Source organism: Rhodococcus sp. B10, from assembly GCF_011770055.1.
GTDB lineage: Bacteria > Actinomycetota > Actinomycetes > Mycobacteriales > Mycobacteriaceae > Rhodococcoides > Rhodococcoides kyotonensis_B.
This window is the reverse complement of sequence record NZ_JAAFYV010000004.1, coordinates 1-16,429: the sequence shown is the minus strand read 5'-3', so window position 1 is coordinate 16,429 and position 16,429 is coordinate 1. Positions and strand designations below refer to the sequence as shown.

Here is a 16,429-nt window from a genome sequence, read left to right as displayed (position 1 = left end):
TCGATTCGGCGCCGGTCCCGCACCTCCGCTGAAAGCCGTCGATAACTAGGATACATCATGTATCCTAGTTTCATGGTGAACAGCCGACGGCTCGGTGCCGGCGTGGGTCGAATCTTCCCGGCCGTGCTTGCTCTGCTCTTCGTCACGGGGTGGGCGGCGAATCATTTCGCTGCCGTCATGCCCGTTCTGATCGTCGAAGAGGGGTTGTCGCGAGCGTTCCTGTCGGTGGTGTTCGGTGTCTACGCGCTGGGGTTGCTACCGGGTCTGCTCGGTGGGGGAATGCTCGCCGACCGGCTCGGGAATCGCGCGGTGGCGTTGGCGGGCGCGGCCGTCGTGCTGTCCGGTACTGCGTCGATGGCGTTCGAACACGGTCCTGCCGGCTTGCTCGTCGGTCGGCTGGCTGTAGGCGTCGGTGCCGGATTGGTGATGGTTGCGGGCACTGCCTGGGCGGGTTCGCTGAACGAGACATCAGGAACTACGTCGGCCGGTGTGGCCCTGACCGCGGGATTCGCTGTCGGACCGGTGATTTCGGGCGGTCTCGTCGAACTCGGGCTACACGTCACGCATGTTGCATTTCTTCTGTCCGCTGTGTCGATCTGCTGCATGCTCGTCGTCACGGCCGTCGCGAGCAGACACCGGAGTTCCCCGTACCCCGTGACTGTGGGGGATGCGAGCGATGATCGAACGTCGGATCAGGACCGGCCTGTGACGGTGGCGCTTGCCTACGCTTTGCCGCAGGCACTGTGGATCTTCTCGTGCGCGACAGCCGTTTTCGTCGTTCTGCCGACCAGATTGCCGGACACAGCCTTGTCGCCGTCGATGACGACCGGACTCGCTGCAGCTCTGTGTCTGGGCAGCGCGATGATCGTACAAACTGTGGCACGCGTTCTCGATTGGGGTTCCTGGATCGGTGTCGTCGGCCCTGCCGCGGCGTGCGTGGGGATGTCGGTCGTCGGCTTCGGCGGCGCGAGTGCGAGTTTCGCGGAACTGGGAGTGTGCGGCGTGCTTCTGGGCGCCGCGTACGGTTTCTGTCTGCGCCGAGGGCTTCTGGACATCAGTCGATACACCCGTCCGCATCGACGCGCACGAGCATTGGGCGTCTTCTATGTCGTGTCCTATCTCGGATTCGGATTGCCCCTCCTCGCAACGCAATTGGACCCTGACGGCAACGATCCGTCGGTATGGGTCGCCCTGGCGGTCCTCGCTGGGTGCACGGCATTGTGCCGATGGGGGATGAACTACGGACAACGCAGAGCAGAAAGGAGAACCGCGGCGAGCACGGCGTCGGGCGCGGGTATTTCAGTACGAGAAGGTCGACCATCAGAAAGGCTCACATGTCCATCAGCAGATTCCCGGTAGTCAATCTTTCCGATCTTCCATCGGACCTACGCGAAAGAATCGAAGGTATTGCCGAGAAGTCCGGTTTCGTTCCGAACATCTTTCTCGCGCTCGGCCATCGCCCGGACGAACTACGCGCATTTCTCGATTACCACGACATCTTGATGGATCGGAACGACGGCCTGACGAAGGCCGAACGTGAGCTGATCGTAGTGGCGACATCCGGTCTCAACAGATGCGAATACTGTGTCGTCGCCCATGGCGCGATTCTGCGGGTACGCATGAAGGACGCGTTGATCGCCGACAGTGTGGCGACGAATCCCGAACGTGCTCGGCTGGAGCCCCGCCACCGCGCCATTGTCGATCTGGCTCTGGCGTTGACTCGTGAACCCGAGCGATTCGCGTCGAAGGACATCGATGCCGCGCGCGAAGCAGGGCTGACCGAGGACGAAATCTGGGATATCGGCTCCATCACGGCGTTCTTCGCTGCGTCCAACCGAATTGCTCATCTCGCGGCACTGCGACCGAACGAAAAGTTCTATTCGATGGGTCGTTGAGGATCCGAGCGAACGGTCGCCGAAGCGACGGACGAGCCCAGGCTGACTTCTGCGATGTGGCTTCGCAACACGTCGGCGAAAGCGGCCTCGTCGCCTTCTCGGAGAAGGCTCGTGAGCTGTACGTGTTCGTCGATGATGTGGTTGCAGCGGGCGCGAAGTCGATCACCGGCGGCGAACAACAGGAACCGATGCCGGTCGGACAGTCGATCGTAGAGTTCCAGTAGCACGTCGTTCCCGCACGCCTCGACGAAGCCGCGGTGGAACCGCAGCGTCAGTTCGATGAACGCACGCAGATCCTCGCGCTCGAATGCGTCCCGCTGCTGCGCGATGGACAGTTCCAGACGATCGGCGAGGCTGCTGCGCTGATGTGGTGCAGCACGTCCGACCGAGGTGGTCTCGAGCAGAAAGCGTGCGTCTGCGAGTTCGACGGCCGCTCGCTCGGTCAACCCGTTCACCAGCGCGCCGCGCTTGGGGTACACGGTGATCCAACCCTCGTCCTGTAGCCGGGCGAGCGCGACCCGAACGGGCGTCCGGCTGACCCCGAGGCTCGAGGCCAGCGTGGATTCGCCCAACATCGTTCCGGTCGAATGAGTGCCGTCGAGAATGTGATCGCGAATCACTCGATACGCGCGGTCGGACGCGCTGTCGGCCTCCTGGGGGTTCACCATCGTCGAATTCCCTGAACTCCTGTCATGCACCGATCGTCGTGACCGACGCGGTCAGTCTAGAGGGTAGGGAACCCGGCAACGCGCATCGCGCGCACGTCGTTGGTGCAAGGCGTGCCGCGCGAACGGTGCTGCCGGCTGCTGATTGAACCGGCAGCACCTGGCCGCGAGCCGTTCCCGGGAACAGTCCGAGGTTGTACAAGCTGTGCCCGTGAACGGTCGATTCGAATCCTGGTCGCTCCGACGCACCCGCGAGGGCCGTTATCCGGCCGTGACATTTCGTGATGCATCCGTGATGTTCGCAGGCGTGATGCCGACACTCGCCGCCGACAGAGTGGGCTTGAAGCAGTTGGTCGGTGATCGACGAAAACGCATTGCCGGCTCTATCCGAACACGCCGTGTCACGACGGTGACCAGAACGACCCGGTTCACAACTTCCTCGAGGACTCACACATGACTGCACTACTTTTCGGATCCATCAGTACGCTGGCCGACACGTCCGAGCTCCAGCGGCGCGCGTTCAACGACGCGTTCGCCGAACACGGCCTGGACTGGAACTGGTCACGCGAGGAATACTCCGAGATGCTCACCAGCAACGGTGGCGCCGCACGTATCGCCGACTACGCGTCGTCTCGCGGCCAGGAAGTCGATTCCGCCGCAGTGCATTCGACCAAGTCCGAGCTCTTTCGCAAGCTGCTTGCCACGGAGGGTATCGAACCGCGCCCGGGCGTGCTCGCCACCGTCGCCGCTGCACGTGACCACGGTTTCAAGCTGGGACTGGTGACGACCACGTCGCCGGACAACGTGTCCGCGTTGCTCGATTCGTTCGAAGAGCTCAGCGCGGCATCGTTCGACATCGTCGTCGACAAGACCACGGTGGCCGAGGTCAAGCCCGATCCGGATGCGTACCGGGTCGCCGTCGACGGGCTCGGCGAGAACGCAGCCGATTGCATCGCCATCGAGGACAACGTCGGCGGAGTCGAGTCGGCGTCGGCCGCGTCGATCCGATGCGTTGCATTCCCGAACTCGAACACAGGCGGAGGGGACTTCTCGGCCGCGGTGGCCACCGTCGACCGCCTTGATCCGGACCAGCTCGTTCGGTGGGCAGAAGGACGCGAGTGAGATCCGGTCGCGGACAAGAGAGGACTGTTTCATGAGCAACATGCAAGCCCAGGTCACGGCAACCGACCGCGCCTTTCACGTCGAGGGCTACGAGCGGATCGAATACGACCTGCTCTACGTCGACGGTGTCTTCGACGTCGCGAATCCCGAACTGGCAGAGAGCTATCGACAGTACGGACGATGCCTGATGGTCGTCGACGAGACCGTGCACGCGCTGTACGGCGATCGTGCGCGCGCCTACTTCGACCACTACGAGATCGCACTGACCGTCGTACCGGTCACGATCGCCGAAACCGCGAAGTCTCTGGAGACGTTCGAGCGGATCGTCGGTGAATTCGACGCATTCGGACTGGTCCGGACCGAGCCGGTGCTGGTGGTCGGCGGTGGACTGACCACCGACGTGGCGGGCTTCGCGTGTGCCAGCTACCGTCGAAACACGCCCTACATCCGTATCCCCACCACGTTGATCGGTCTGATCGACGCCAGCGTGTCCATCAAGGTCGCGGTCAACTACGGCAAGCACAAGAACCGACTCGGTGCATATCACGCGTCGCAGAAGGTTCTGTTGGACTTCTCGTTTCTCGCCACGTTGCCCGAGGATCAGATTCGGAACGGCATGGCCGAGCTGATCAAGATCTCCGTCGTCGGCAACAGCGCGATCTTCGACATGCTGGATCAGCATGGCGCAGAACTGCTTTCCACGAAGTTCGGCCACTCGGGCGGCACCCCCGAGCTGCGTGCCGTGGCTGATCGCCTGACGTACCAGGCAATCGAGACGATGCTCGAGCTCGAAGCGCCCAACCTTCACGAGATCGAGCTCGACCGTGTCATCGCCTTCGGACACACGTGGAGTCCCACCTTGGAGCTCACGCCTCCTGCGCCGTTCTTCCACGGTCACGCGATCAACATCGACATGGCGTTGTCGACGACGGTCGCCGAGCAACGCGGTTTGATCTCGACGTCGGAGCGCGACCGCATTCTCGGTGTCATGAGCCGACTCGGCCTTGCTCTCGACAGCGATCACCTGACCCCCGAGCTTCTCGCCGACGCCACCGCATCGATCCTGAGGACTCGCGACGGCATCCTGCGCGCCGCGGTTCCCGATCCCATCGGATCGTGCCGGTTCCTCAACGACCTGACGACGGAAGAGCTGTCCGACGCGCTCGCCCTCCACAAGAAGATCTGTCTCGAATTCGACCGTGGTGGAGCGGGAATCGACATGTTCACCGGTGCCCACACATGACCGACGGTGCCGTCCGCACCTCCCGCCCGGTGACGCCGACGACCATTCTCGGGAAAGAACTTCGCGAGCTCGTGGAGGCGTTGGACGCCGGTGATGTCGGGGAGGAGTTCGCCCGCCGGCTGCGGCGGGCGCGCGACCTCGCCGACGGACTCGACCCGTATCTCGACCGGCACACGACGCGCGAATCGTCGGCGTTGGCCGAGTTGTCCCGTCGCACACTCGGATTGGACTGGGACTCACGGACCGTCGTGTCCGGTTCCGGCCCGCTCGAACAGGAGATGTTGTCCGGCCATGTGGAAGGCCAGGCGCTGAAATTCCTGGTGCACATGACCAGAGCTCGGCGGGTGCTCGAGATCGGGATGTTCACCGGCTATTCGGCTCTGGCGATGGCCGAAGCTCTTCCCGACGGCGGCGAAGTGGTGGCGTGCGAAGTCGACCGATTCGTCGCGGACTTCGCCCGGGAGTGCTTCGCCCAATCACCGGCCGGTAGCCGAATTTCGGTCGAAGTCGGCCCGGCCCTCGAGACGCTGCACCGGCTTTCCGGTCGGTTCGATCTCGTGTTCATCGACGCGGACAAGACGGGCTACCTCGACTACTACCGGCACCTGATGGACAGTGATCTGCTGGCCCCGGGCGCCATCGTCGCGGTCGACAACACCCTGCTCCAGGGCACTCCGTACGCAGATGCGGCGTACCGAACCGCCAACGGTGATGCGGTCGAGGCGTTCAACACGTTCGTCACCGAGGACCCGCGCGTCGAGCAGGTTCTGCTTCCGTTACGAGACGGCGTGACCTTGATTCGGCGAGTGGAGGCGTAACCGACCATGCAGTTCGCAGCGATGGCTCGGACGGTCGGTGCGCTCGGCGCACTGGCCGTCACGATGCCCGTCGACTTGGCCGTCGTCGGCCTGTCACTTCTCGATCGACGACGGGTAGCCGCTCGCCCGTCGGGACGCACGGTGATGGTGAGCGGCGGGAAGATGACCAAGTCGTTGAGTCTGGCCCGCGCGTTCCACCGTGCGGGCCACCGTGTGGTTCTAGTCGAGTCGGCCAAATACCGGCTCACCGGCCACCGGTTCTCGCGTGCGGTGGACGCGTTCCACTGCATCCCCGATCCGACGGATCCCGGTTACGCCGGCGCGTTGCGTGACGTCGCGCTGCGCGAGGGCGTGGACGTGTTCGTGCCCGTCGCGAGCCCCGCCGCCAGCGTCCACGACGCCGACGCCAAACACGTGCTCGACGACGTGTGCGAGGTGGTTCACGGTGACTCCGAGATCGTCCGCATGCTCGACGACAAGTCGACGTTCTCGGAAGCCGCTGCTGCCATGGGTCTTTCCGTACCGGACTGGCGCCGCATCACGAACCCGGCACAGATCGCGGATTTCGATTTCCCGCCGGGGCGCGAGTACATCCTCAAACGCATTGCGTACAACCCCGTCGGCAGAATGGATCTGACGCGGCTGTCGGATCGAACTCCGGAGCGCAACCTCGAATTCGCCCGCAGCCTCGACATTTCCGAGGATGACCCATGGATTCTCCAGGAGTTCGTCTCGGGTCAGGAGTACTGCACGCACGGAACCGTGCGCGACGGGGCCCTGACGGTGTACGCATGTTGCGAATCGTCCGCGTTCCAGGTCAACTATGCGATGGTGGACAAGCCCGAGATCCGTTCCTGGGTGGAACGTTTCGTAAGCGAGCTCGGGGTGACCGGGCAACTGTCGTTCGACTTCATCGAGAGCAGCGACGGCCGGGTGTACGCGATCGAGTGCAACCCGCGCACCCACTCCGCCATCACGATGTTCTACGACCACGACGAGTTGGCGAACGCATACCTTACGAAGAACGACGAAGCGGTGGTCCCGACGCCGGAATCCAAACCGACATACTGGATCTACCACGAAGTGTGGCGACTGCTGACTCAGTCGAACCGCGCGCACCGATTGCGCGTCATACGAGAGGGAACGGACGCGATCTACGCGCGCTGGGACCCGTTGCCGTACTTGCTGGTGCACCACCTGCAGATTCCGACGCTACTGCTGAAGAATGCGCTGGTCGGCGGTAGCTGGTCTCGCATCGATTTCAACATCGGCAAACTCGTCGAACTCGGAGGGGACTGATGACGACGACCGTGCTCGCGCTGGTCGGCTCGGCCGTCGACCGGTTTCATGCCGATCTCTCGGCGGTGTACGCCACAGGGTTTCTGGGCGCCGTGTCCGACGACCCCCAATATCGCGTCCATATCGCCGTTGTGACGCCCGGCGGACGGTGGCAGTTCGTCGAGAGTCTCGATGCTGCCGTGGACGAGGGGGACCTGACCGTCGCGCAGGCCTTCGAGCGGATCGCGGCGTTGCACATCGATGTCGTTATACCGCAGATGTTCTGCCTTCCCGGCATGACCACGTATCGATCGATGTTCGACCTTCTGTCGGTGCCGGTCCTCGGGAACCGCCCGGCCGTGATGGCCATGACCGCCGACAAGAACATCGCGCGAGCCGTCGTGGCTGCGGCGGGAGTCTCGGTGCCGCAGGGCGACGTCCTTCGTGCCCCCGGCGCGACGACGGTTCCGTTTCCGGTCGTCGTCAAGCCGGTGGATTCCGACAATTCCGTCGGCGTCGATGTCGTCGAGAATGGTTCGAATCTCGATGCCGCGGTGCGCGAGGCGCTTCGGCATTCGGACGCGGCGTTGGTCGAAGCGTACGTACCGCTCGGCCGAGAAATTCGCTGTGGGATCATCGAACGGGACGGCGAACTGGTGTGTCTGCCTCTCGAAGAATATGCCGTCGACGACGCCAACCCGATCCGTAGTCGGGCGGACAAACTGGACCGTTCCGCGGACGGTGACCTGTACCTCGTCGCGAAGAATTCGACCAAGGCGTGGATCGTCGACACGGACGACCCGGTCACCGAAACCGTCTGGGCCGCAGCGCGAACCGCGTACGTTGCGCTCGGATGCAGGCACTACGGTCTGTTCGATTTCCGAATCGACCCCGACGGCAATCCGTGGTTTCTCGAGGCCGGACTGTATTGCTCGTACTCACCGGGGAGCGTGATCGCAGTGATGGCGTCGGCTGCAGGCATTTCCGTCACCGAACTGTTCGCGCTCTCGCTGCGGGAACTGAAGAACGAAAGGCCAGGACGATGAAACACGAAGCACTGCACCCCCTCGGAGTACGCGTATCCGGCATCGCAGTGGGAGCGCTGAACCCGTCGGATACCGACGAGCTACGCACCCTGCTCGCCGAGCACGGCGTCGCGATTCTTCCCGACCAACACGTCGGAAACGACGAATTTCTCGCGTTCGTACAGTCTTTCGGTGATCTGCTCTTCACCGACGGAGAGACGCCCGTCGACGGCTTTCCCGATCTGAACGTCGTCTCGAACGTCGGCCGGAGCACACCTCCCAAGTCGACGTTTCACGTCGACACCACCTATGTTCCCCATCCGCCGGCGTACACGGCGCTCCGCGCGGTCGATGTGCCCGAGCAGGGTGGGCAGACCCTCTTCAGCAATCAGTACCGCGCCTACGACACTCTGTCGGCCGACGACAGGAAAATCGTCGACGGGGCGAGTGTCACCCATACCGTCACCGGTCTCGACGGGATAGAGGGTTCGGCCGATCACCCCTTGGCGCTCGAACATCCGGTGACCGGCCGCTCCGCCCTGTACCTCACTGCGCCTGCGCGTTGCCGGGCCGTGTCTTCGATGACCGCGGAGCAGGCGTTCGAATTCATCGCTCGTCTCGTCGACCATTCCACTCGCGAGGACAACGTACTTCGACATTCGTGGTCACCCCACGACGTCGTCATCTGGGACAACCGCTGCGTCATGCACAAAGCCGACCACAGCGGCGTCGTCGGCGACAGAACGATGCATCGCGGGATGAGCTCCGACCGCGCGGTGGCGAGACCGAGGCAGGCTCGGTAGCCCTGCCTTTCAGGACTGTTCGTTCGAACACCACCAGGTGGTTCGCCCGCCCACGGTTCCGCGGGCCATCGGAGATCCGCAGCGAGGGCAGGTGGCGTCGACCTTCCGGAACGGGATGATCTCGGCGGTATGGACGCCGCCCTTGCGGATCGCGGCCCGGATGGCCCGCCGCAGCACCACCCGTAGCTCGTCGAGCTCGTCCGTCGTCAAGGTCTTGGCACGGCGAGACGGGGACAGAGCGCACTGCCAGAGAATGTCGTCGGCGAGCAAGTTGCCGATCCCGGCGATGACCGCCTGGTCGAGCAGTCGTGCCTTCACAGGCGCTGCGCTGGAGCCGATTCGCTCGCGGAAGTCGTCACGCGAGATCTCGGCGGCATCGGGTCCCAACGCATCGATGTCGGGTTCGAGCCGTACCCGGCCCAGTCGTCGCTTGTCGAACAGTCGGAGCTGACCACCGTCGTCGAACGTGATGGCGAACCGCGTCCACTCCGGCTTGTCGGTGTCACGTTCACCGACGTGGGGGTCGCCACCGCCGTATGTCGACGACTGCTCCCCGTCGGGCGCGGTCACGATGATGCGCCCGCCCATGCCGAGGTGGATTCCGAGGGTAGGCCCGACCTCGCCGTCCGCTGTCTCGGTCTCGCACCACATCGCCTTACCGCGTCGACACGCCTCGGTGAGCATCCCGCCCTTCAGCGCACGCTCGATATCACCCGGATTGTGCGGCCGGCATTCGTAGGTATCCGTGTCGTCGATGTCGACGATGACCCTGCCCAGTGCCTTCTCGACGACCTGGCGGGCATTCTCTACTTCCGGAAGTTCGGGCACCGTAACCATCTACCCCCCTTGTTCGGCTCCCTACGCGTCACACGGAAAAAGCAGTGTGTTACTTCGTCGGGGTCGGGGTATGGATGCGGAATGGACACCGGCGACCGTTGTCACTTCACTGCGGGGGCGAACACTGTCGTGGTCACCGTGCGTGAAGTACGCGACGACGGTCTCGTCCTGGTTCAGAACGAGTCGCACGGAACCGGGGCGTATCCGTTTCTCGTTCGAAGCGACATGCTCATTCCTGAACTCGTGGACCCGGTGGACGCCGACGCGGTGTGATGGCTGCGGTGCACTTCACACTTCATCGGCCTGTGGTGCGGAATGCCGACGCGACCGTCGCCGTTGAACAACTCGACGGTGCCCGATCCAATGCCCCGGGTACCACCCCAGAATTGCCGCCACGAGCGGCCGCTTGCCGAGAGGCGCACTGGCGGGCACCGTCCCTTCGACTGCCGAGAGTGTTGAACGAGGCAATGACTCAGACGCTGATTGTGCCCACCCGAATCTGGACTCCGAAGCATGTCCTGATCACCGCGGCTGCCGCAGATCTACCGCACACGGCAGAGATCGTTCGGCGTTGCGAGGCGGCAGGCGTCGCCGACATCGACTTCCTGACCTCGAACCGGCTGACAGGCCTCCGCGGTGAGACCGAACGCGAGACGTACGCGCGCGCCAAATCGACCCTCGCCGTCGTCGTGGCGCCTCCGAGCGCGTTGAAGCCGCAACCGATTCCACCCAGCGCGGATTGGCGAATCGACCTTGCCAAAGGCTGCCCCGCGCACTGCCAGTACTGCTATCTGGCGGGGTCGTTGTCCGGCCCGCCCGTGACGCGGGTGTTCGCGAATCTCGACGACGTGTTGGCGCCCATCGCGACCCACGCCGGCCGCGGCACCATCACTTCCGGCACCACCGAGCGCGGACACGAGGGCACGACCTTCGAAATGTCCTGCTACACCGATCCATTGGGAATCGAGCACGTGACGGGCTCGCTCGCGGCCGCGATCTCCCGGGTCGGCGCGGGTGAGTTCGGCAACGACGTGTCCCTACGTTTCACGACCAAGTTCGACGACGTCGCCGAGCTGGTGACGCTCGATCACGGTGGCCGCACCAGAGTTAGGGTCTCGGTGAACGCCGCCGACATCGGCAACCGCTTCGAGGGCGGAACCGCGCGAATGCCCGCTCGGATCGAGGCTCTGCGCTCGCTCGCGCTCGCCGGCTACCGCGTCGGGCTGACGGTCGCGCCCATCATGCCCGTACCGGAATGGCGCGAGCAGTACGGCCGCCTGCTGTCCGACGTCGCCGACGCACTCGTAGACGTACCGGACGTCGATCTGACGGTCGAGGCCATCACGCACCGCTTCACGCCGTCGAGCAAGGACGTCCTTCTCGGGTGGTATCCCGGCACCAAGCTCGAGATGGACGAGGAGTCGCGGTCGGCGAAGCGGTCCAAGTTCGGGGGCGTCAAGTACGTCTATCTGCGAGACATCATGAACGAGATGCGGTCGTGGTTCTCGGACGAGGTGGACCGCATTCTGCCGCAGGCTCAGATGTTGTACTGGACGTGAACGAACACGACAGCACTACAGTGATCGCCCATGAGCGATGACTGGCGAGCAGAGACCGTGTCGAAGATCCGCACCCTGATCGAGGCCGCCGCACCGGGCGTCACCGAGGAAGCCAAGTGGAAGAAGGCGTCGAACCCCGACGGTGTGCCCACCTTCGGTCTGGGCGGTCTTCTCTGCACGGTCGAGACCTACAAGGACAAGGTCAAGGTCACCTTCGCCAAGGGTGCGTCGCTCGACGACCCGGCCGGGGTGTTCAACGCCAGTCTCGACGCGGGGACGCGTCGGGCAGTGGACATCCGTGAGAACGACATCCTCGACGCCGACGCCTTCTCGGCTCTGATCAGCAGCGCCGTCGAGCTGAACCAGCGCTGACGGTCGCGCTTCGTTCCTCGCCCGCCTCGGAGCGTGCCCGGGCGAACCCGGTCTTGACCGGACCGATCAGCAGCCCTAACATCGTCTACTAGAACGTAACAGTAGTACGTTCTAGTCCCCCTTCTCGAATTTCGGAGCAAATCGTGTCCAAGAAATCCCCGGTGCGTCTGGCACTGATCGGCGCAGGTCGGATCGGTTCGAGCCACGCCGAGCTCGTTGCGAACCACGTCCCCGGTGCCACGTTGGTTGCCGTCGTCGACCCGACGCCCAACGCCGATCGTCTCGCCGCCGATCTCGACGTGGACGTCGTCGAGCGGTCGGCCGACGCCGTGCTCGCACGCCCGGACGTCGACGCCGTGCTCATCACGACGCCCGCCCGCACCCACACGGACCTGGTCGTTCAAGCCGCTGCCGCCGGCAAGCACGTGTTCGTCGAGAAGCCGATGGCCGTGACCCTCGCCGACGCGGACCGAGCGATCGCCGCAGCGAAGGAGGCAGGCGTCGTCCTTCAGGTCGGGTTCAACCGACGATTCGCCCCGGGATGGATCGCGGCCCGCTCGGCGATCGATGCGGGACGCGTCGGCACTCCGCAGCTGCTCCGCTCGGTCACCCGCGATCCCGGACCGTTCTCCGCCGACCCGGCGCGTATCCCACCGGGGACGATCTTCCTCGAGACCTTGATCCACGACTTCGACGCGCTGTGCTTCCTGAATCCGGGCGCGCGCCCCAAGCGCGTGACAGCGATCGCCGACGCGTTGATCCGTCCCGACGCCAAAGCGGACGGTCATCTCGACACCGCAGTGGTGACGGTCGAGTTCGACAACGGCGCAATTGCAGTGGCGGAAGCGAACTTCAGTGCTCTGTACGGCTACGACGTGCGCGGTGAGGTGTTCGGATCCGGTGGCATGGTCACCATGGGAGATTCGCTGACGAGCAACATGACGTACTACGGTCCCGAGGGAATCGGTATCGACACCGCACGCCGCGACACGGATCTGCTGCGCAGCGCGTACCTCGGCGAGTTCATCGCGTTCGTCGATGCGATCCGTAACGGAACGCAGGCCCAGGTCACCGGCGAGGATGCCCGCATCGCGCTCGGCATTGCGCTCGCCGCGATCGACAGCGCCGCAACAGGACAGGCTGTCGAGGTGTCCGCATGAGCGGAGTGACGCTCGCCGCATGCGCGGAGATGATCTTCTCGGACCTGCCGCTGATGGACCGCATCGAGCGGATCTCCGAACGCGGTCTGCTCGTCGAAATCTGGGACTGGTCGAGCAAGGACATCGATGCGCTCGCCGGATCCGGAGCCGAATTCTCGTCGATGACGGGTTATCTCACGGGAAACCTGACCGAGCCGGACGGTATCGAGGAGCTGCTCGCGACTGCAGCGCAGTCCTTGAAGATCGCCGACAAGCTCGACTGCCCACGGTTGAACCTGCACGGCACGGGGCTCGGTGACGGAGGTCTTCCGGTCCGGCCGGTCGAGGTCGTGACGCCGTCGATGTGGCTCACTGCCGCAGACACTTTGAGCAAGATCGCCGAGTTGGGCGCCGCCGCCGGTCGGACGTTCGTCCTCGAGAATCTCAACCTCGCGGTCGACCACCCCGGAACTCCCTTCGCGACCGCGTCGGACACCTTGGCGTTGGTCAAGGCAGTCGATCACCCGAATCTGCGTCTGAATCTCGACCTGTACCACGCGCAGATCGGAGAAGGAAACCTGATCGAGTTGGTCACCGAGGCGTTGCCGTACATCGGTGAGATCCAGGTCGCCGATGTGCCGGGCCGGTGCGAACCGGGTACGGGCGAAATCAATTACAGCGCAGTGGCATCGGCGCTGAAGAAGATCGGCTACTCCGGCGTGGTCGGAATGGAAGCCTGGGCGTCCGGAGATCCGGACGCCGCGTTGGATGCGTTCGAAGCGGCGTTCGCGCCGGCGCGCTGAGTTCTACGGTCGTAGCTCTGCGGGTGCCCATGTAGGCCAAGTGGTGTCACCGACAGGATCGCCCTCGACGAACCTCGCTGCGATGCGGGTGACGTCGGGGGCGGAATTGTCGTACACCGTGGCATGATGCGAGCGCCGAATCGCTTCGGCTACCAACGGCCACAACCGATCGAAGCGCTCGCGGATCTTGTCCTCCGGAACGTCGTGCCCACCCTCGGTGACGCGTACCGCAACGCGGGCCACGGACAGTTCGACGGGGACCATGACCACGTGCAGCACGACGACATAGCCCGCCCGGCCGGCCTTGTCGAGAAAGTCGAGTTTCGACGGGTGGGAGAACACCGTCTCGGCGATGAACGATTCGCCCTGTGACACCAGGCCGTCGCGAATGCTCGACGCGATCCTCGCGGCCTCGTAGGAATGCGCCTCCGGCGCATCGGGCCAGCGCTCCCGCGCGATGACGTCGGCATTCACGAACGCACTTCCCGGAAGCAACGGCGCGAGGCGCTGTTCGACGAACGTCGTCTTACCGGAACCGTTCGGGCCGACGACGAGATCCAGTCGTCTCACAGAACGATCTGGGTACCGTCGGGCAAATGCTTGACGACGCGTCCCTGCTCGTCGAGCGAGACCGTGACGCGCCCCTGTGCAGCGCGATCCGCGACGTGATCGCCGGTAGCAAGCGACTCTTCGAGAGCGCTGGCAACCTCGGCGTTGAACACGACGCCCTCTTCGTCGGAGAGCGCACTCAGCGGTGTCTGGCCGGCCAGCGCGGCTTCGACGCGTCGACGTGCGACCTGCCGCTGATTCGATACCTCACGGCCCACCCGAGCCCAGTGTTCGAGCTGTTGCCTGGCCGAGCGGTTCTCTCGCTCGCCTTCTGCTGCTGCGGCGTCGACCAGTTCGGACGAGAACCGCGTGACCCTGTCGGCGACGTTCGTCATGATTCGCTCCCTCGATCGGCACGCGACACCCAGTGTAGCAATGTGCTACAGCGAACGGCCGGTGTTCTCGGGACTACCCGAGCCGGATCAGGGGGTTGACGTAGCCCACGAGCGAGCCCTAATGTGAGCCAGGCCATTGATTGAAACGTTTCAATCCGCGTTTCGATCCACCGGGACGGCTCACCGTCACTACGTCGCTGGAGAGTCATGACTACCGTCGCAGACGCCGACAATGCGGAGCTCCACAGAGTGTGCTTCCTGCTCAAGCTCAGGCCGGATCGCGTACAGGACTATCTGGCGGCTCACGAACACGTCTGGCCCGACATGCTCGATGCGCTGCGTGACACCGGATGGAAGAACTACTCCCTGTTTCTCCGTCCCGAGGACGGACTCGTCGTCGGCTACGTCGAATCGAAGGATCCCGCCGCGATGACTGCGGCGATGAGCGCGACCGACGTCGACGCCCGATGGCAGCGAAACATGGCCGAGTACTTCGAGCCCGCAGCGCGCCCGGATGCGCCTCTCGAATTCCTGACGCACTACTTCCATCTGCCCTGAATTCTTTCGATCCCCCTGACCCCACACATCCTTTCGGAGCCCTCATGAAGATCGGCGCCAAGTCCACCACCGGGTGGCGCGCGACCATATCGGTCGCGATGAGCAACTACATCGAAGCCGGCTCGATCATTGCGATCGCCACTTCACTGACGTTGTGGCAGAACGAGTTCGGCATCAGCAACCTTGCGGTCGGACTACTCGCGGCGTTCAGTGCGAACGCGTTCGGCGCCGCCATCGGTGCCGGTATCGGCGGGCCTCTGTGTGATCGATACGGACGCAAAGCCATCTATACCTACGATCTGATCGTGTACATGGTCGGTGTTCTCATCGCTGCGTTCGCGATGAACTTCGCGATGCTGTTGACGGCCTTCGTCATCACCGGCGTCGCCGTCGGAGCAGGCGTCCCTGCTTCGTGGACGTACATCGCCGAGCAAGCACCGTCGCGCGAACGAGCCCGGCACGTCGGAACAGCGCAACTTGCCTGGTCCGTCGGCCCGTTCATCGGCTTCGCTCTCGCCGCGCTCCTCGCGCCGCTCGATCTGCTCGGATCGCGCATCATCTTCGTGCATCTGTTCGTCGTGGCTGCGGTGGTCTGGTGGATTCGGCAGGGGTTGCCCGAGTCGGCCATCTGGAAGGACGAGGCCGCCGACACTGCAAGCGCTGCTACTCGCGAGAAGACCTTCGGCGCAGCAGGTTTGAAGGGACTGTTCACCAAACGAGTGAACATCACCGCACTTCTGGTGCTCATCGGCATCTACGGCTTCTGGAACACTGTCGCCGGCCAGGCGGGTATCTTCATGCCGCGCGTCTACGAGAGTGCCGGAGTGGAGAGTGCCGTCGAACAGAATCTTCTGCAGGTTCTCGTGTGGGGATGCACCGTTGCCGCGACGTACTTCGGGTTCATGAAGTTCGCGGATCGCATGTCGCAGCGACTGCTGTACTCGATCGGCGCGGCACTGGGCATCGCCGCGTGGGCCATCTTGGTGTTCTTCACCGACGCGGGTATGCCCACCCTGTTGATCTTCGCGATCACGTGGGGCATCTCCAGCGGAATCGGCGCGCAGGCGTTCTACAGCCTGTGGGCGAGTGAGCTGTTCGCGACGCCGTACCGCGCCAGCGCTCAGGGCTTCATGTTCTTCGTCGTGCGGACGGCCACCGGACTGCTCAGCTACTTCTTCCCGACGCTTCTGGCCGCCACCGGGCTCACCACAGTCGGACTTCTGCTCATCGGCCTTCTCACGGTGGCACTGGCGATCGGCGCAGTGTTCGCACCGAACACGCGCGGAAAGTCGTTGCCCGAGATCGAGATCGAGCGCTATGGAACCGTCGTTTCCGACGACCTGACCACCCCCCGCCAGACCCCGAGCC

19 protein-coding genes are annotated in these 16,429 nt (G+C 64.1%); 15 read left to right on the top strand and 4 right to left on the bottom strand.

The features are described from left to right. Positions 1-72: 72 nt before the first annotated feature. Together RhoFasB10_RS03665 and RhoFasB10_RS03660 are read left to right on the top strand one after the other, a co-directional pair. Complete coding sequence (locus RhoFasB10_RS03665; RefSeq protein WP_167675117.1) at positions 73-1,359, top strand: MFS transporter; 1,287 nt, start codon at positions 73-75, stop codon at positions 1,357-1,359. Continuing rightward, the gene (locus RhoFasB10_RS03660) at positions 1,335-1,895 is read left to right on the top strand and encodes a peroxidase-related enzyme (RefSeq protein ID WP_167675115.1); all 561 of its coding nucleotides are present in this window, start codon (positions 1,335-1,337) and stop codon (positions 1,893-1,895) included. The genes RhoFasB10_RS03665 and RhoFasB10_RS03660 overlap by 25 nt, the downstream gene beginning before the upstream one ends. Here RhoFasB10_RS03660 and RhoFasB10_RS03655 read toward each other — a convergent pair. Beyond that, positions 1,877-2,563 (bottom strand): GntR family transcriptional regulator, encoded by a 687-nt coding sequence (locus RhoFasB10_RS03655; protein ID WP_167675113.1) that lies wholly within the window; start codon positions 2,561-2,563, stop codon positions 1,877-1,879. The two genes, RhoFasB10_RS03660 and RhoFasB10_RS03655, sit on opposite strands and share 19 nt — an antisense overlap. 450 nt (positions 2,564-3,013) lie before the next feature. Between RhoFasB10_RS03655 and RhoFasB10_RS03650 the strand changes: the two genes are divergently transcribed. The 6 genes from RhoFasB10_RS03650 to RhoFasB10_RS03625 are packed head-to-tail and all read left to right on the top strand — an operon-like array spanning position 3,014 to position 8,849. After that, entirely contained in the window at positions 3,014-3,682 is a 669-nt protein-coding gene (locus tag RhoFasB10_RS03650) for an HAD-IA family hydrolase (RefSeq protein ID WP_167675110.1), read from the top strand. A gap of 31 nt (positions 3,683-3,713) precedes the next feature. Then, entirely contained in the window at positions 3,714-4,925 is a 1,212-nt protein-coding gene (locus RhoFasB10_RS03645; protein WP_068425280.1) for a sedoheptulose 7-phosphate cyclase, read from the top strand. Then, complete coding sequence (locus tag RhoFasB10_RS03640) at positions 4,922-5,743, top strand: class I SAM-dependent methyltransferase (RefSeq protein WP_206030501.1); 822 nt, start codon at positions 4,922-4,924, stop codon at positions 5,741-5,743. Before RhoFasB10_RS03645 ends, RhoFasB10_RS03640 begins: the two co-directional genes overlap by 4 nt. 6 nt (positions 5,744-5,749) lie before the next feature. Next, positions 5,750-7,042 (top strand): ATP-grasp enzyme, encoded by a 1,293-nt coding sequence (locus RhoFasB10_RS03635; protein WP_167675109.1) that lies wholly within the window; start codon positions 5,750-5,752, stop codon positions 7,040-7,042. Further along, complete coding sequence (locus RhoFasB10_RS03630) at positions 7,042-8,067, top strand: D-alanine--D-alanine ligase (protein WP_068425275.1); 1,026 nt, start codon at positions 7,042-7,044, stop codon at positions 8,065-8,067. Before RhoFasB10_RS03635 ends, RhoFasB10_RS03630 begins: the two co-directional genes overlap by 1 nt. Further along, entirely contained in the window at positions 8,064-8,849 is a 786-nt protein-coding gene (locus tag RhoFasB10_RS03625) for a TauD/TfdA family dioxygenase (RefSeq protein WP_068425273.1), read from the top strand. The genes RhoFasB10_RS03630 and RhoFasB10_RS03625 overlap by 4 nt, the downstream gene beginning before the upstream one ends. A gap of 9 nt (positions 8,850-8,858) precedes the next feature. On the opposite strand, the gene RhoFasB10_RS03620 is transcribed toward RhoFasB10_RS03625, so the two are convergent. After that, positions 8,859-9,686: a DNA-formamidopyrimidine glycosylase family protein gene (locus RhoFasB10_RS03620; protein ID WP_206030500.1), complete on the bottom strand. Its 828-nt coding sequence runs from the start codon at positions 9,684-9,686 to the stop codon at positions 8,859-8,861. Positions 9,687-9,767: 81 nt separating this feature from the next. Here RhoFasB10_RS03620 and RhoFasB10_RS03615 point away from each other — a divergent pair, with 81 nt between their 5' ends. The 5 genes from RhoFasB10_RS03615 to RhoFasB10_RS03595 all read left to right on the top strand — a co-directional run bounded on the left by RhoFasB10_RS03615 (position 9,768) and on the right by RhoFasB10_RS03595 (position 13,559). After that, positions 9,768-9,959, top strand: coding sequence for a hypothetical protein (locus RhoFasB10_RS03615; protein ID WP_068425268.1), 192 nt, complete (start codon positions 9,768-9,770; stop codon positions 9,957-9,959). A gap of 194 nt (positions 9,960-10,153) precedes the next feature. Further along, on the top strand, positions 10,154-11,245 hold the full coding sequence (locus RhoFasB10_RS03610; protein ID WP_068426174.1) for a spore photoproduct lyase family protein: 1,092 nt from the start codon (positions 10,154-10,156) through the stop codon (positions 11,243-11,245). Between the two features lie 30 nt (positions 11,246-11,275). Beyond that, positions 11,276-11,617 (top strand): DUF1801 domain-containing protein, encoded by a 342-nt coding sequence (locus RhoFasB10_RS03605; protein ID WP_068425265.1) that lies wholly within the window; start codon positions 11,276-11,278, stop codon positions 11,615-11,617. A 143-nt stretch (positions 11,618-11,760) separates the two neighbouring features. Then, on the top strand, positions 11,761-12,777 hold the full coding sequence (locus RhoFasB10_RS03600; RefSeq protein ID WP_068425263.1) for a Gfo/Idh/MocA family oxidoreductase: 1,017 nt from the start codon (positions 11,761-11,763) through the stop codon (positions 12,775-12,777). Continuing rightward, a complete protein-coding gene (locus RhoFasB10_RS03595) occupies positions 12,774-13,559 on the top strand; it encodes a TIM barrel protein (protein ID WP_068425259.1) in 786 nt (261 codons plus the stop codon). The genes RhoFasB10_RS03600 and RhoFasB10_RS03595 overlap by 4 nt, the downstream gene beginning before the upstream one ends. Positions 13,560-13,562: 3 nt before the next feature. Here RhoFasB10_RS03595 and RhoFasB10_RS03590 read toward each other — a convergent pair whose 3' ends face one another. Together RhoFasB10_RS03590 and RhoFasB10_RS03585 are read right to left on the bottom strand one after the other, a co-directional pair. Further along, entirely contained in the window at positions 13,563-14,129 is a 567-nt protein-coding gene (locus RhoFasB10_RS03590; protein WP_068425258.1) for a zeta toxin family protein, read from the bottom strand. Further along, positions 14,126-14,503, bottom strand: coding sequence for a hypothetical protein (locus RhoFasB10_RS03585; protein WP_167675107.1), 378 nt, complete (start codon positions 14,501-14,503; stop codon positions 14,126-14,128). Before RhoFasB10_RS03585 ends, RhoFasB10_RS03590 begins: the two co-directional genes overlap by 4 nt. A 207-nt stretch (positions 14,504-14,710) precedes the next feature. Here RhoFasB10_RS03585 and RhoFasB10_RS03580 point away from each other — a divergent pair, with 207 nt between their 5' ends. Both RhoFasB10_RS03580 and RhoFasB10_RS03575 read left to right on the top strand, forming a co-directional pair. Further along, entirely contained in the window at positions 14,711-15,061 is a 351-nt protein-coding gene (locus tag RhoFasB10_RS03580; protein WP_068425256.1) for an L-rhamnose mutarotase, read from the top strand. 44 nt (positions 15,062-15,105) lie between these two features. After that, a partial coding sequence (locus RhoFasB10_RS03575) for an MFS transporter (protein WP_167675105.1) occupies positions 15,106-16,429 on the top strand: 1,324 nt, incomplete at its 3' end.